Origin of the sequence: Protofrankia sp. CiP3 (assembly GCF_917627345.1) — a bacterium.
Lineage (GTDB): Bacteria > Actinomycetota > Actinomycetes > Frankiales > Frankiaceae > Protofrankia.
Map to the genome: position 1 here is coordinate 1 of NZ_CAKJTM010000005.1, position 15,518 is coordinate 15,518.

The 15,518-nt window shown below is 69.0% G+C and carries 13 protein-coding genes, 1 tRNA gene and 1 pseudogene; 11 read left to right on the forward strand and 4 right to left on the reverse strand.

The window, feature by feature from the left end:
* Nucleotides 1-405, forward strand: a pseudogene (locus MJ797_RS02885) (hypothetical protein); the annotation flags it as partial.
* Nucleotides 406-725: 320 nt separating this feature from the next.
* Here the strand turns inward: MJ797_RS02885 and MJ797_RS02890 are convergent.
* On the reverse strand, nucleotides 726-1,931 hold the full coding sequence (locus tag MJ797_RS02890) for a toprim domain-containing protein (RefSeq protein ID WP_239312656.1): 1,206 nt from the start codon (nucleotides 1,929-1,931) through the stop codon (nucleotides 726-728).
* A gap of 473 nt (nucleotides 1,932-2,404) precedes the next feature.
* Between MJ797_RS02890 and MJ797_RS02895 the strand changes: the two genes are divergently transcribed.
* The 9 genes from MJ797_RS02895 to xerC all read left to right on the forward strand — a co-directional run bounded on the left by MJ797_RS02895 (nucleotide 2,405) and on the right by xerC (nucleotide 11,719).
* Nucleotides 2,405-3,082, forward strand: coding sequence for a sigma-70 family RNA polymerase sigma factor (locus MJ797_RS02895; protein WP_239331554.1), 678 nt, complete (start codon nucleotides 2,405-2,407; stop codon nucleotides 3,080-3,082).
* The gene (locus tag MJ797_RS02900; RefSeq protein ID WP_239331556.1) at nucleotides 3,079-5,112 is read left to right on the forward strand and encodes a type IV secretory system conjugative DNA transfer family protein; all 2,034 of its coding nucleotides are present in this window, start codon (nucleotides 3,079-3,081) and stop codon (nucleotides 5,110-5,112) included. The genes MJ797_RS02895 and MJ797_RS02900 overlap by 4 nt, the downstream gene beginning before the upstream one ends.
* Nucleotides 5,106-5,918 (forward strand): hypothetical protein, encoded by an 813-nt coding sequence (locus MJ797_RS02905; protein ID WP_239331558.1) that lies wholly within the window; start codon nucleotides 5,106-5,108, stop codon nucleotides 5,916-5,918. Before MJ797_RS02900 ends, MJ797_RS02905 begins: the two co-directional genes overlap by 7 nt.
* Nucleotides 5,915-6,796, forward strand: a complete 882-nt coding sequence (locus MJ797_RS02910; RefSeq protein ID WP_239331560.1) for a hypothetical protein — start codon at nucleotides 5,915-5,917, stop codon at nucleotides 6,794-6,796. Before MJ797_RS02905 ends, MJ797_RS02910 begins: the two co-directional genes overlap by 4 nt.
* On the forward strand, nucleotides 6,796-7,194 hold the full coding sequence (locus MJ797_RS02915) for a hypothetical protein (RefSeq protein WP_239331562.1): 399 nt from the start codon (nucleotides 6,796-6,798) through the stop codon (nucleotides 7,192-7,194). Before MJ797_RS02910 ends, MJ797_RS02915 begins: the two co-directional genes overlap by 1 nt.
* The gene (locus tag MJ797_RS02920; RefSeq protein ID WP_239331564.1) at nucleotides 7,191-8,648 is read left to right on the forward strand and encodes a hypothetical protein; all 1,458 of its coding nucleotides are present in this window, start codon (nucleotides 7,191-7,193) and stop codon (nucleotides 8,646-8,648) included. Before MJ797_RS02915 ends, MJ797_RS02920 begins: the two co-directional genes overlap by 4 nt.
* A 54-nt stretch (nucleotides 8,649-8,702) precedes the next feature.
* The gene (locus tag MJ797_RS02925; protein WP_239331566.1) at nucleotides 8,703-9,032 is read left to right on the forward strand and encodes a helix-turn-helix domain-containing protein; all 330 of its coding nucleotides are present in this window, start codon (nucleotides 8,703-8,705) and stop codon (nucleotides 9,030-9,032) included.
* A 132-nt stretch (nucleotides 9,033-9,164) separates the two neighbouring features.
* The gene (locus tag MJ797_RS02930; RefSeq protein ID WP_239331568.1) at nucleotides 9,165-9,959 is read left to right on the forward strand and encodes a DUF2637 domain-containing protein; all 795 of its coding nucleotides are present in this window, start codon (nucleotides 9,165-9,167) and stop codon (nucleotides 9,957-9,959) included.
* 209 nt (nucleotides 9,960-10,168) lie between these two features.
* A complete protein-coding gene (gene xerC / locus MJ797_RS02935; protein ID WP_239331570.1) occupies nucleotides 10,169-11,719 on the forward strand; it encodes a tyrosine recombinase XerC in 1,551 nt (516 codons plus the stop codon).
* A 116-nt stretch (nucleotides 11,720-11,835) separates the two neighbouring features.
* On the opposite strand, the gene MJ797_RS02940 is transcribed toward xerC, so the two are convergent.
* A tRNA-Thr gene (locus MJ797_RS02940) sits at nucleotides 11,836-11,908 on the reverse strand.
* Nucleotides 11,909-12,103: 195 nt separating this feature from the next.
* Nucleotides 12,104-12,862, reverse strand: coding sequence for a FadR/GntR family transcriptional regulator (locus tag MJ797_RS02945; protein ID WP_239331572.1), 759 nt, complete (start codon nucleotides 12,860-12,862; stop codon nucleotides 12,104-12,106).
* 668 nt (nucleotides 12,863-13,530) lie between these two features.
* Between MJ797_RS02945 and MJ797_RS02950 the strand changes: the two genes are divergently transcribed.
* Nucleotides 13,531-14,028, forward strand: a complete 498-nt coding sequence (locus tag MJ797_RS02950) for a MarR family winged helix-turn-helix transcriptional regulator (RefSeq protein ID WP_239331574.1) — start codon at nucleotides 13,531-13,533, stop codon at nucleotides 14,026-14,028.
* Between the two features lie 36 nt (nucleotides 14,029-14,064).
* On the opposite strand, the gene rlmB is transcribed toward MJ797_RS02950, so the two are convergent.
* On the reverse strand, nucleotides 14,065-15,330 hold the full coding sequence (gene rlmB / locus MJ797_RS02955; protein ID WP_239331576.1) for a 23S rRNA (guanosine(2251)-2'-O)-methyltransferase RlmB: 1,266 nt from the start codon (nucleotides 15,328-15,330) through the stop codon (nucleotides 14,065-14,067).
* Nucleotides 15,331-15,518 lie beyond the last annotated feature (188 nt).

Here is a 15,518-nt window from a genome sequence, read left to right on the forward strand (position 1 = left end):
AAGGCCCACCCCTGGCTACTTCCCTCCGATGGCGATTGGCAGCAGATACGAGCTCGGTGCGATTACCTGCGACACGACGTTCTGACCAACGTGGGCAACGCGGTCGCCTGGTGGTTGGCACGGCATCCGGACGACGTCGAGAAGGCATGCGAAATCGCGCCGGCGCTCGACTGCCTCGCCCGTGTCCGGACCCCGCTGACCTGGGAGGAGTGCGTCACCGGACTCCTCGCGACGATGTTCCCTGACACGTCGGACACCGCCGCGAGGGCGACGTTCGCGACGTACTTCGCGCAGAACGTAGAAGACTGGAAGCGAGACGAGCTAGCAATCCGCATACGCCAGCTCGAAGGGCTCAGCGCCTCCCGGTCGGCGAGCCGAAATGGTGACGGGCCGAGATCGCTGTAGTGGGCGGGGGCCCGGAGCGGATCGGCGTTGAGCTCAAGACCGGCGTGTCATAGATCGGCGTCACCGCCGCCCTTCCCTACCTCGCCTCCAGTCGCTGTCCCGGCGTCGTCGCTGCAAGGTTGATCACGTCCGACCCGTCAGATCCCGCCCGGCTCCCTGCTGCGCTGGGTAACGTTCGTGACAAGCAAAAAGGGCAGCCTGGGTGTCCGCTATTGCCGCTGACCGTGCGCTGAGCCAGCCACGACGTGGCCATTGATCTTGGATGAACCGGTGCTCTGATCAGACTGTGGACCTTCGGGTCAAGGAAAGCTCCTGCCCCCTCATCCGATGAGATCCGGTCCGAACGGTTGTAGCGAAAGGCTGGAGCCGATTGAACGCAGAGCGGCGACGTCCGGGCCGACTGGAACGACTGGAACGAGAACCGTGGCTGTGCCGCTGAGCTCCCGGGTGACTGACACGGGGTCGGCGCGCCACCAGTCGTTGAGGTCCTTGTGGGGGGCCGCGGGTTCGAGCCGGGCGACGATCGCACCCGTTTGGGCGAGGCGGTCGGCGAGTCGTCCGGCTGCGATCCGGCCGGTCGCTGGCTTTCCAGGTCGGGTGCCGCGGTCGTCGGCGTCGAAGCAGATCGCGAACGCGGTCCGCGGGTACCGTTCCAGCAGCGTCTGGGCGAGTGTTTCCGCACCGTCGGTGCTGGCATGGGAGACACCGAGGACGGCGATAGCCGCGACACCGGCTTGGCTGGCGGTCAGGGCGTCGGGGAAACCCTCGCAGACGACGAGGTAACCGGCCGGCGCCGGCACGGTTGATCGGATAGCTGCCAGCCGTGGGTTGGGAGCGAGCGCCGCGGCGGGCTGATCGTACTTGCGTCCGGCCCGCTCGGGGTCGAGGTAACGGACCTGGTAGTAGACGGCACTCCGGCTGATCGGGTCGAGTGCGGGGTAGACGATGCCGGGTCCACGGAACGGCAGCCCGCGCGGCCGTGCAAGCTGGCGGGGTCCGGGGTCGAATCCGACCCGGTTCGCGTGCAGAACCTCGTCGGTGAAGCCACGCCCGGACAGATGCTGGCGTGCGCCGCTTCCGATGGGCTGCCACAGCAACGCGGCGCCTCTGGCCACGAAGGTTTCGACGGCCGGGTCCGGTTCTCGCACTGTCGTGGGCGGGGCCGCTGGAGGAGGTGGCACGCGGCGAATCGTGGGTGTCGTGGACCGGCGGAACCCTCCGGCATCCCACGGGAGGAGCCCGCTGCGGCGGGCTAGTTCGCGGAGGGCCTCGCCCGCGCCCACGCCGCTCGCGGCCATGAACAGGTCGACGGCGGTTCCGCCTTCTCCGCAGGAATGGCATTTCCACCGCTGGTAGCCGGTACGGCCGCGGAAGATGCCCATACTCGGGTGCTCGTCGGCATGTTCCGGCCTGGGGCAGTGCCATGCCGCGCCGGCTCCTCGGCCGCGAGCAGGCCCGCATACTTCGTCGGCGAGTGCTCGCAGGTCGATTTTTTCCAGCACCGCATCACGGTCTATCTGCCCCACCGAAGCCACCCTTGAGAACGAGTGTTGCGGTCGATTCATGGGTGCGCGGCCATGGCCCTCCGGAAGGCGGGCAGGCAAGTGATTTCCGCGATCTCCAGTACCCAATAGAGATCGCCCCCAGGGCACGCCGGACGTGCCTGACCAGCGGTAATGGCACCCGCTGTGACGCCGCACGCCATCCGAGTGCCGAGTCAGCGCACACGGCCGGTCATGTCACGCCGCATCACACACTCATGATTTTTGGAAGATGGCGGTTACTGTGACATCCGGTGTGGGACCGCATGTGAGGACGCCAGGAAAGCTGCCGTTCCATGACGGAGAAGACCTGCACGTATCGTCCTGACCGGCCACCGAAAGAACACCGGCCAACTGTCTCCGACGATGTCCTTCGCTGGTTCACGGAATGGGACGCGTGGAAAGACCGACCCGAGGTTGCGGCGAGGGTTTCATCCTGGCAGCAGCGACGCGCGTATATGGCTATGCTACGGACACCTGATGAGATCGTCGCCGGGTGTGGCCGGGACCGGACGGTACCGCCTCTGGTCGCGGACCGGCGCATGGCCGCGCTGGTCGAGGAAGCTCGCTACGGCGATCAGGTGGCCGCGCGCATCCTCCTCCAGCGAGTTCTGCCCGCGCTGATCGCTCGCTCGGGCGTCCGGGCACGCCGGGGACACGCCAGCTTCGGGACCCTGCTGGCCGGCTACACCTCGGCCGCGTGGATCGCGATCCTCACCTATCCGCTGGATCGCCGGCCGGTGAAAATCGCCGCGAACATCGTCTACGAAGCGGAACACGAACTGTTCGGCCGTCCACCGCTCATCGACCGCCGCACCGTGCCCGCGGTCGACATCGGCGCCGTGTTGCCGCTGGCCCGCCTCGACGGCAGGCCCGTCGACGCGCCCGACGACCCGCTGATCGAGGTCGTGGACGTCCTCGCCCGCGCGCGGCGGAACGGGCTGCCCGAGTCCGCGGTGCGGCTACTCGTCGAGCTCGCGGTCGAGGGCCGCACCGAACGCGAGATCGCGCTACGGACCGGTGTGACCGAGCGTGCGGTACGAGGCCGCCGGCAACGCGCCGTCGTCCAGCTCACCCAGCTCCTGGAGCTACCCGCTCCACCGGCACGCATCCGGCGGATGGGGACTGCGGCATGACCCGCCCGGTTCCCCTCCCCCACCGGCGGCCCGAGCGCACCGCGACCGCATCGGCAGCCAGCCTCCTGGGCAGGATTGTGACCGTTGCCGTACTGGTCGGCGCCGCCCTGACCGATCGATTCCTCAGCCCGGCCGACGCGACGACACCCGCGCCCGCGGTCCCCGCAGCCCGGGTTGTCGCGTGGGCCGGCATGGCGTCCACGGTGCTCGTCCTCCTGGTCGCCGTCACGGCGGTCGCAGTCGGGCTGTTCCTGCACACCGGTGTCGGGGTGCAACGCCGCCTCCGGATGGGTCTGAACCCCGAAGCGCGGTTCGCCCGCGTCTGGGACCTGGCGCCGCTGTGGGTGTCCGGCCCGGTGGTCGGCCGGTTGACGCTGGGCCGCGTCGGCGGGCCATGGCGCGGCCGGCTGGTGGCGACCGAAGACTCCCGGCTGGGCCTCGACCCATCCGTGCCGTCGCTGCTGCGTCGTTGGGCTGAACGCCGCCGCGGCCCACGCGGCGCGGTCCTGGTCGTCGGCCCCTCCCAGTGCGGGAAGACCGCAGCGTTGGCGATCCCCGCGATCCTGGAATGGGCCGGCCCCGTCGTCGCGCTATCGGTCAAGAACGACCTGATGGCCGCCACCATCGCCCGGCGACACCGCCTCGGCGAGGTGCTGGTGTTCGACCCGGCGAACGCCACCGACCAGCCCGGCGCCAGCTGGTCACCGCTGCGGGAAGCAGCCAACCTGGCCGGCGCCCGGCGGGCCGCACGCAGCATCGCCAACGCCACCACCTGGACGTCCGGCTCGTCCTCCGACATGGGTTTTTGGACCTCAGCCGCGGAGGACCTCCTCGCGTTGCTGTTCTGGACCGCCGCGGTCTGCGAGGTCGGGATGGACACCGTCGTCGGCTGGGTCCAGACGATGAGTAAGGACGGTGTCCGCACGCTCCTCGCCCCGCTGGCCGCCCATCACGACCCGTCCATCGCCACCGACGGCACGCTGGTCCTCGCCGGGTTCGACGGGCTGTGGCGTAACGACCCCAAGCAGGTGTCCTCCACCTACCTGGTCGCCCGACAGATGATCCAACCCTGGCAGGAACCCGATGTCGCCGCGTCCGCCGCGAACCCGCGGATCGACCTGGACTGGCTCCTGGGCGACCGCACACGATCACCCGGCGGGGTGCAGCCGGCCGCAGCCAACACGTTGTACCTGTGCGCGGACCTCGACGAAGCCGAACGGCTCGCCCCCGTGCTCGGCGGGCTGCTCGACGACCTGATGAAACAGGCGTACGCCCGGGTCGGCCGCACCGACGTCCCGCTCGACCCGCCGCTGCTCGTCGTCATCGACGAGGCCGGGAACTGGCCGATGCGTAACCTCCCCGGCCGGATCTCCACCTGCGCCGGGCTCGGCATCCAACTCATGCTCGTGTTCCAGTCGAAAGCGCAGATCGACGCCGCCTACACCACCAAGGCCGACATCGTCGTCTCGAACGCGATCACCAAAGTGTTCTTCGCCGGCCTGTCGGACAAGTCCACCCTGGACTACGCCGCCGGTCTCCTCGGACAGGAACACGCCGTCCAACGGTCCACCTCCGATGACGCCGGCGGACTCGGCGGTGCGGCCATCGGCGGGGGGCGACACAACGTCTCCCACGCCCCGACGCGCCTCGAGCTTCTTCCCGCGCCGTTGCTACGCCAGATCGCGCCCGGACAGGCGCTGCTCGTCCACAACACCCTGCCGCCCGCCCATTTGCACGGCCGCTACTGGTATCTCGACCCCGACCTCCACGCACTCGCGACCGGCCGCCGCATGGAGCGGCGCGAGCTGGCGCGCCGGGCAGCGCGCCGTCGCGTCCGCGCGGACGACCGCCATGACGAGCACAACACGGTGCCATCGGAGAACAACTGGCCGATCACCACACCAGATGCCACACCAGATGCCACATCACACGTCACATCCGACGACGTCGGGGATGCCACAGAGACCGGCGGGGACGCTGATCCCCTCACCTGGCCGGGCTCCGACGGCGGCAGCGGGCTGCCGTGGTAACGAGCCAACCCGAGCCGCCGGACGGGCCTGCCCGACGCCGCCACAGCCGGGTCGTGTTCGACACCGCGCCGACCGCACGGAACCTGCACGCCGTGCGCGCCGATGGCGCGAACCCGGCGCCAGCCGTACCGGAATCGCCACCCGGGCTTGCCCCAGGAACCCGAATCAAAGCCGCCGTACCGGGCCGGGCGATCGAAACCGGAACCGTCACCGAGGCGCTCACGGACACCGGCGGCGCGGTCCGCTCCTACGCCTGGCGCCCGGACCGCGCCGCGGACCTCGACCATCCCTGGCACGCCAACCCCGGGCATGTCCTCGTCAGCCCGGCGCATGTGGTCCGCCCCCTTTTCACCGGACCGCACACGCCCGGACCGGACGTCGGCCGTCCGGACCTGCACCGGACGGCCGTCCAGCGGGCGGGCAACGGTCCGGTATCGGAACCAACGGTGTCCGGCGCATCCCGCACCGTCACCCGGTCGCCCCGTCCAGGACTGGACACGGGACGTCCGGCACCGCTCCGGTTGGAGGAGCACGGCGACATCATCCGGGTCCTCGACCCGGTCCACGGCCGGCTCGACGTCCCCGCCGACCAGCTGTCCGCGGCATTGCGCTGGACCCGACCGGAACTGTGCGACCTGCTCAGTCGCTACGGACCCGGCCGTCCGCTCGCACCGGACCTACCTCGGATCACCCTGGCCGCGCTGGCCGCGCTCGCCGCTCCCGCCGCCTGGCCGGGCGCAGCCACCCCGACCGAGCAGACGCCCATCCCGGCCACGACGCCGGTCATCCCACCGCCGGCGACGTGACCACCCCGCCTCGCCGGACCGTCCCGGACAACCCGCCGTTGAAGGCGTTTCGGCTCCTTGCCGGCGCCACCGTCATCGACGTGCCGTTCCAGGTACCGCGCGGCGCCGTGGTCCGCGCGGCAACCCTGTGGCCCGACCCGACACAGCCGACCGGGTGGGGGGCGTATCCCTGGGAATCCGGGCCTGGACGCCGAGGGTTCACCCCCGCCGAGATCGACCTCGGTGACGTCGTCGGGTTCGCCGCCGACCTGCCCGCCGCTCCACCCGCGCCGATCGCACCCGGCAACCCCTATCAACGGCCAACCGCCCCCGCGCCGGCCCCGCCAGCATCCACCACGGTCATGACCTGGTACGGCTACCTCCACGCCGTCGACCCCGACCGGATCATCCTGCGCGGCCCGTACCACCGTCCCGAGGACGCCTACACCGCCGCGCAGCAAGCCCTCCACGCCCAACTCCGCGCCGCACCACCGCAGGTGGACGGACCCCGGCGTGGCCGCGACGGCACACGACTCGCCGGCGGCGAGACGGTACCGGTCGAACTCGCCCAGCCACCGGCCTCGGTCACGATCACCTACCACGACGGGCAGGCCACCGTCGGCGACCCTCGGCACGGCTGGATCCACGTCGACGCCGAGGACCTCGGCGCCGCGCTCGCGCACACCCCCGCCGAACTCACCGCGCTGCTCGACGCCCGCATGCCCGGCCACCTCGGCGGCACCGAGGCCCGCCTCACCCTCGCTGCGCTGGCAGCCCGGCACGTCCCCGACCAGCTCGCCGACCTCACCGAGCCGACACCGGTCGTCGTCGCCGGCCCGTCCCCGCTCGGTCCCAGCCAGCCACACGCCGCGCCACCGGCCCCGGGAATGGACCTTTGATGATCGCCAGTCCGGAACCGAACTGGGACACCACCGTCCTCGACCAGCCCATCATCCTCGATCTCCCCGACCGGCTTCCGGCCGACACCGACCACTGCGGCCATTTCGATCCCCGGCTGGCACTCGCCGTCGCCGCCATGACCGCGCAACTCGACGGCGACCACGCACAGGCCACCCGGCTCGTCGGGAAACTCGGCCGCGCCGGCATCGTCGCGATCCGCACTTCCAGCGGAACGCTGGAAGTGCGCGAGACCCTCGACGGCTGGCAGCTCATCGTCTCCGCCGGAGAGCCCGACCCGGCCGATCTCGCGGTCGCCGCCCACCTCCGCGCCTCCCACCTCGCCCGCCAACGGCACATCGCCCGGCAACGCCACCGCGGCTCCGGGCAGCCGCGGTGAACACCCCAGCCGGTCGCGACCCCGACCTGGGACGGGACCGGCCCACCCGTACCCTCGGCCACCGCGACTGGGACTACTTCACCCGGACATCCGCCGACCGGCCCGGCGCCGACCTCGGCCAGCCACCCTGGCAACCCCGGCCGATCACCCGACGAGAACGCCACGACCGCACCCTCGGTATCCCCACCCGCGACATCAGCATGTGGCCCGACCCCCCCACCGACCCGGCGCACACCGGCAGCACCCGACCCACGGCCAGCCAACAGGTCATCGACGAGATCGCCCAGCTCACCCCGGCCGACCAGTCCCAGCCCGCGATCGGTGTCACCGTCCTGGCCGCCGCGCTCACCGACGTCGCCGCGGGCGTCGCCGGCCAACCCACCACCGTCCAGAACCGGCACATCGACGCCGTCGCCGCCGGGCACGGCATCGACCCCGGGCAGCTGCGCACGCTGAGCGCACACATCGGAACGATGATCGCCAAGTCGACGCGGCGGCCAGCGGTGACCAGCATCGGCAAAGCCGCCTTCAACGCCCTGCACGGCGCGAACCTCCGCCTCGCCACGGAAACCTACCTGGCCCGCCGGCAGCTCGCCGTCGCCGCCCGCATGTCCGAACCCGACCTGCCCCGGCTCATGATCCTCATGAACGGGATCGTCCACGCCGTCCCCGCGTCGGTCATGCTCACCGTTCCCGCCCGATCACACGGACCGCTGGCGGCGATCCGACCCGAACACCGTGACCTCATCGCCTGGGACGGCGTCACCCGCGCCACCGACCATCTCCACCACACCGTCGCCGCGGCCATGCGTGGACGGCGATGGCTGGCACGTGCCCGGCCCACCCCGGACACCGCAGCGCTGGCCATCGGAGTGCTGCACCTGACCCACCCCGCGACCGCCGCGCAACTGGTCACCGGCGGCGCCACCGGACACGCGGGACTCACCACGATCCACCGGCTCATCGACCGGCTCCCCTGCCCGACCGACCTCACCGGCCTGTCCGACCAGGCGCTGAAAGCGGCCTGCGACCGCAACGGCTGGCTCCTGGGAACAGCCGAGGAACACACCCAACGGCGCATCGTCGAACGCCACATCAGCACCGGACTCGACGACACCATCCGCCGACGCCTCGCCGACGGCGACACCACCGCCCTCGCCGGCGCGCTGCTCGCCCACGCGCCCACCGACGCCGACCTCGACCACGCCGACCTCGACCAGCAGCAGCGGCTCCAGTTCCTCACGGCGGCATCCGGGGAGGCCCTCCGCCGCTTCGCCGGCCTCACCCTGCGCCCCCACACCAGCCGCGCCGAAGCCATCGCCGGCCGCTTCCCCGAACGGCCGTTGCGCCACCTCCTCACCGTCAGCGCCCCGCAGCTCGTCCCCGACCGATCTGTCGAAGCCCCGACCGCCAGCGTCATCGGCAGCCGCCCGGCACCCGAGCTCGCCCCATGACCAGCCGGCGCCAACCCCAGGCACGCGGGACGACCGCCGACGAAGGAGAAGCTCGTGGATCAGCTGTCGATCGCTGAGATCCAAGCCCTTCCCGCCACCGTGACCCTCATGACGGCCGCCCGTGCCATCGGGATCAGCCGGACCGTCGCCTACGAGCTCGCCCGCCGCGGCGCCTTCCCCTGCCCTGTCCAGCGGATCGGACGCCGCTACCGCGTCCAGACCACCGGTCTGCTCGCCTTCGTCGGCATCGAGTCCGGCGGGACAACTCCGACCGCCACACCTCCAGACAGCGACAGCCGGCGCACACCCGCATCCGCTGAACCGCGGCGCCACAGCAGCCAACCCACCGCCGCGGGCATCCGCGCTGATCGCCCCCGCGGCTGACGGCACGGGATCCGCCTGGCCTCGCCCCCAGATGGAGGCCATCTCGTGCGCGCCGAATCGGGTGGGTGTGCCGAAACGCGCCGCTCGCGGCCTACCAGGTAGCGACCCCCATCCACGGGAGGGAATTCGATCATGCCCGGCCCTACCCCGCGACCCGCACCGGCCGATGCCCCACCAGCTTCGCCCTCATCCGACCGCGCCGTGGTGGTCCCCGGCGCACGCAGCGAGCGCGCCATCCACTACGCGACCTGGGGAGCGGTCCTCACCGTAGCCACGATCGCCGCCCTGATCAGCTACCGCCACATGCGAACCGTCGCCCACGCCAACGGCGAGGACGACCTCAACGCCGCCGTGATCCCCCTGTCCGTCGACGGACTCATCGTCGCCGCCTCCATGACGATGCTCGCCGACAGCCGCGCCGGTCGTTCCCGCCGCTGGTTGTCTTACCTGCTCCTCGCTCTCGGATCAGCAGCCAGCCTCGCGGCCAACGTCATGCACGCCGCCCCCACCCTGCCCGCCCGGATCATCGCCGCTTGGCCGCCCATCGCACTCATCGGTGCATACGACCTGCTCATGCGCCAGATCCGCGCCGCCGGCTGGGCTCACGCCAACGGCATCCACAACACGACCCCACTGGCGCCGTCGACGGCAGCTGGCGCCAGTGACGAAGAGGCGGCGCCTCAGGCGGTCATACCGGCTCCAGCCACCGGCGCGGCGCACGGCCGGGAGACACCCACGAAGAAGGAGCGACTTCGGCTCCTGCTGGCCGAACAGATCGACCCCGACGACAACCGGAGTGTCTACGCACTCGCACGAGACCTCGCCCCCCAAATCGGCCTGCACGAAGGCACCGCACGCCGATACCTCACCGCCCTGATCGCCAGCTCATCCGCCAGAACCATGCCACCGGGAAAACCGATGGATTGAGTTCTCGAAATGCGCTGGAAGGGCGTTCTCTAAAAATCTGAAATCACGGCTTCGCAATCCACCGATCAAGGCAAGGCGCTCCGTCACGACGAGCAATTCCTGTTCTTGTTCTTTCGGCGGTGACATGCCCGCAATTTAGCACAACATCCGATTCTTGTCCGTTTCACCCGACGCGGGCACACTAGCGATTTATACCGACGGAGGAAAGTATGCAGGGATCCACCCTGAAACGCTGCTACTGCAAGGACAACGCGACCGGTGCGCTACTGGGCGCCCGTTGTCCCCGGATCAAGAGGAGTGAGCACGGCACGTGGGGCTACGCCGTCCGCTTGGAGACAACGCGGGGCAATGAACAGGTGAAGAGGTTTGGGTTTACCAGCAAGGATGAGGCTGAAACGAAAATTTCGGAGATCAAAAAACTGGTCGAGATCGGAGAGACTTCCGATCTTCAAAAGAAGATCGGAAGTCTGATCAAGGAAGCGACGGCACGCGGCGGGGAGCTTCCAACCATCGATGGTGTCAGGAGACGCGTAAACGCCGGTGTGGCTCTGGACAAAAGCATCACCGTGGGCGAATGGCTGGATAATTGGCTCAACGGGAAGAGAGACATCAAGAAGACCACGCGGAACGGCTACGAGTCCAATATCCGCGTGTACCTCAAACCACACCTCGGCCATCTTCCACTCGACAAGCTTCAGATAAGCCAGATTGACGCCATGTTCGACCGAATACAAGAAGCGGACGACGAGCTTACGGAACTACGGGAACGTGCAAGCCGGGGCGAAGAGGTCGATTTCAACAGACGGCAAAGAATAACGAGCGCAGCGACCCGACAGCGTATCCGCGCTACTCTGCGGTCTTCCCTTTCTGCCGCAATCAAGCGAGAACTCATCGCTAGCAATCCGGCGAAGCACGTCAGCTTGGCGTCCGGCAAGCGGCCGAAGGCACTCGTGTGGACACGGGCGCGGACCGAGAACTGGTGGGCAGGGTACAGCCGCGCCATCTCCCAGCTCGACGAACGCGCCCGTAAAAGCGTGGTACGCCAGTTCAAGCTCTGGAAGGAAACACCCCGGCCGTCCAAAGTCATGGTGTGGACACCCGAACAGACCGGCGCCTTTCTCGATGATGTGACCTCGGATCGACTCTCCCCCTGCCTGCACCTCATCGTGTTCAGTGGGCTACGGAGAGGGGAGGCCTGCGGCGTGTCGTGGCCAGACATCGACCTAGACGACGGCGTGCTGCACGTCTCCTGGCAACTCGTCCTCCACGGCTGGGAGGTGGCCGGCGACACCCCGAAAGCCGACAGCGTCCGCGACATCCCCCTCGACCCCGTCACCATCGCCGTCCTGCGCTGGTGGCGCGGCCAGCAAGACCGCGAACGCGACGGCTGGGACCCAGCATGGACGGACTCGGTCCGCGTCTTCACCCGTGAAGACGGCAGCAACATCCATCCCTCGTTCCTGAGCTACCGCTTCCAGCGACTTGCCTTCGCGGCGCAGCTCCCACCCATCCGGCTCCACGACCTCCGACACGGAGCCGCCACCCTCGCCCTCGCCGGCGGCACTGACCTCAAAATCGTCCAAGAGCTCCTCGGGCACTCCTCGATCACCATCACCGCCGACACCTACACCTCCGTACTGCCCGACCTCACCCGTATGGCAGTGGAAAACGCCGTGCGGATGGTTCCACGTCGGTCACAGGAAGCCGGCAACCAGCCGCTCCCACCGGCGACAGCTACCCACAGTAGCAACCGACCGTAATGATCATCTTGTTCTCCCGTCATGCCACCGGCGTTTTGTTCCCTTTCTGTTCCCCTCAGAGCCTGATCGGCAACCCACGAGGACCTCAGGGCAGGCTTACGCCCTGGTCAGAGCGGAGCCGGCGAGGGGATTCGAACCCCTAACCGCTCGATTACAAGTCGAGTGCGCTGCCAGTTGCGCCACGCCGGCCAGCCGAGGAACCTCCCTAGCGTAGGGCATCAGCCGTCGATCTCGCTCAGCGGGATCGACGGCTGGGGACCCGCTGAGGGACCGAAGCCGACGGCCCCGAGCCGGACGGACGGATCCGATCCCAGCTGATGCCCGCGTCCCGCACCAGCCCGTCAGGACCGGCCCCGGCCGGCAGCCCCGCGGCCGAGCCACCGGTCAGGAGTAGACCAGCATGGGGGCTGTGCCCAGGCCGGTCATCCCGAATTCTCCATCAATCGCTCCGTGAGCGTCCCAGAACTCGACCGCGCCGGCCACGTCACAGTTTTCGAGCAGATCGGTCAGCCGCGCGTAACGCGCCAGCGACTGCTCGATGAAACGGCGTCCATCATGCTCCGGGACATTGCGGAGAACAACGTCGTACTGATGCCGGAGCAGCGACGCGACAAGCTCGGCCAGCAACGTCAGGGTCTGATTGTGACAGGATCGGACGACCAGCACCCGAAAATCCGTGGCACGCCGGGAGAAATCAGCCGCATTACGCGCGGCGTCGGCCGCCGCCAGGCATGCCCGCATTTCTCGCAAATCCGCCGGGGTACGGCGTTTTGCGGCCAGCGCCACAATGCCCGAATCCATGACAGCCCGCGCCTCGGCCAGGTCCCGGACGGGCGTTCCCCGCATCTGGAGCCGCAGTCCGGCTTGCCGGGCCAGGACCTGCCCGTCCGGCTCCTGGACGAGCGGCCCGAGGTGGGAGCCACGGCGAAGAACGATCAAAGATTCTGACTCAAGGATGCGTAGCGCCTCGCGCATTGTCGGCCTTGCGACACCATAAATATCCATCAGTTCGGTCTCCGGTGGAAGGTGGTCGCCAGGCCGGACCTCACCGCGTGCCACTCTTCCGCGCAAGTCATCGGCTACCATCTCGGCGAACTTGTTGAAGCTCGGTCCGTACCCCGCTCGGGGTGTACTCATACCCATGTGGCCGCCTCCTCGCTGAAGCGTAAAAAACTATGCTAACCGGCGGAAGAGAGCCGCTACTCGTCTCCGTGGACTTCTTGTGAGGCCGCCCACGCCATGTGAATCCACCCACACCGATATTCGCTATAGATTAGGTTCTCGTGTGCCTTGGCGGAGCATCACGAACATGGGCCGACGCGGTCACCAATGACGCGCCATATAAGAGCGCCCGGCAATAGGGGAATGGATCAAGGAGTGAGGATGGGGTACATGCATCGCGAGGCGGCGCGGGGAGCCACCGGAGGTGTTGGGTGACGACCGACGAGCCGGGGTACCCGGGCATCGCGCGGCGATGGATCGGGAGCGATGGACGGGGAGTGATGCCGCGAGGGGCGTGCCTGCCCCAGCCCCACGACGCCGCGCCCCCTGTTGCCGGTCCCAAGGGAAGCCGGTATGACACATCGCGACATCCACGCGGCAACCACGGAAACGGGTGCCTCCGACAGGGCCGGCCGGGAATCCCCCGCTCGCAATAAAGTCGACAGGCTGCCAACCAGCCAGGAATGACGCGACCAGACGTTTCCGCGCGACGCGGGAGAACTTAACCACCCAGAGTCACCGAACAAAACCTTCCGTACCCGCCAGGCGGCATACGAGAAGTGCGGCAAAAGTAAGGAGGGGAGCTCAGAATGGTGTGGGAAGAGCCGCTTCCCTCCGCCGTGGCCCGCCTCGGACATTCGATCAAGAGGGCGGAACAGGCACTCATCCGTGAGAAGACCCGGGCACTGCGTGATGTCGGGCTTTCCGTCCCGCAGTACACCGCGCTGTTCACCCTTGCCGAGTCACCCGGTCTCTCCGGCGCCCAGCTCGCCCGGAGGTGCATGGTCACACCCCAGTCGATGGCCAGCCTGCTGCTCACCCTCGAAGCCAAGGGACTGATTGTCCGTGAGCAGTCGGATGTCCATGCGAAGGTTTTTCAGAGCCGGCTGACACCAACCGGCCTGGCGTTGCTGCGACAGGCCGACGCGCTGGCGCTCGCGGTCGAACAGCGCCTCACCGACGTGTTCTCCCCAGGAGAGCTGGAGGAGTTCCGGTCTCTGCTCGAACGGTCCGTCGCCATTCTCGACGACGAAACCGGACGGTCCGTGGCCACAGCCGCGCCGCGGTGGTCCGAACAACTCCGTTAGCGACCGGAGTCCGGTCCATCAGCGGCCGGGGTCCGGCTACCGCTGCCCGTCCACCCGGCGACGGCGAGCGATCTCCGCCAACATCACGCCAGCGGCGACCCCGGCGTTGAGCGACTCGACGTTACCGACCATCGGGATCCGCACGGTCAGATCGCAGCGCTCCCCGACCAGCCGTGACAGGCCCCGTCCCTCCGAGCCGACAACCAGCGCCAGCGGATCACCGGCCATCTCCAGCTCATCGAGACCAACCTCGCCGTCCGCGGCCAGTCCAACGACGAAAATGCCGGCATCCGCCCAGGCCGCCAACGCCCGAGACAAGTTCGTCGCCCGCGCCACCGGCAACCGGGCGGCGGCACCCGCCGATGTCTTCCACGCTGCCGCGGTCACGCCGGCCGCCCGTCGCTCGGGCACAACCACACCGTGCGCGCCGAACGCCGCCGCCGATCTGATCACAGCACCGAGATTACGCGGATCGGTCACTCCGTCCAACGCCACCAACAGTCCCGGTGGCGCGGCCTGCGCACGGGCCAGGAGGTCATCGGGGTGGGCATACCGGAACGGCGGCACCGACAGCGCCAGCCCCTGATGCGGCGCGGAACCGCACATCCGGTCCAGCTCGGCGCGGGCGACATCCGCGACAGCCACACCGGCAAGAGGAGCGAGCCGGCGGGCCTCGTCAAGACGTTCGTCATACTCTGTGCCACCGGCAACGAACAGAGTTGACCCCGGAACACCGGCCCGTAGCGCCTCCACCACCGCGTTACGGCCGACTACCAGTTCGTCGAGGTCACCGCGACCATCGCGCTCCGCTCGGCCGGAGCGGGACGGACCAGCCCGATCTGGCCCGCCGCGGACGGGCCCGCCAGCACGACCGCCGGACCGCGGCACCCGTTCAACACCGGTTTTCCCGCCTTTTTTCCCACCCCGGCCCTGGCCTGTCCCGGAGAGCGGACGCGGACCGCGCGCCGCCCGGCCGCCCTCGTCCCGAGCCCTGTCATCACCGGCTCTGTCCGTACCCGCCCGAGCGTTGGAGACACTGCCGGCTCGCCCAGTGCTGTCGGTGGCCCGCGAACCCACCGGGCGTCGCGCCTCAGCCGCCGCGATCACAGCGGCTCTGCGCTGAGCTGGGTGGCCTGGCCGCAGCTCGGCCGGCGGAGTGGCGCCACGGCCCTCCAAGCTCTTCCTGCGCTGGCCGCCGCTACCAGCCGACGCACCTTTGCGATGCGACCCCGCCTTGGCCGCTCGGCCGCCCTGGCCGCCACGCGCCACCCCACCGCCACCACGCCGTTGCTGGCCAGCCATCAGTGAACTCCACCAGCGCGTATCCCGGAGGCGTCAGAGAACATCGTCACACGGTATACGGTTTCCCAGCTCGCTTGGGCCACCGACCGTACGAGAAGCTTCATGATCAGAAAGCCTGACGCGTGTTAGAGCGCCCGGCAATAGGGGCGCTCTTAGCTTGTCCGCAAGCTGACAACAGCTCATACTGA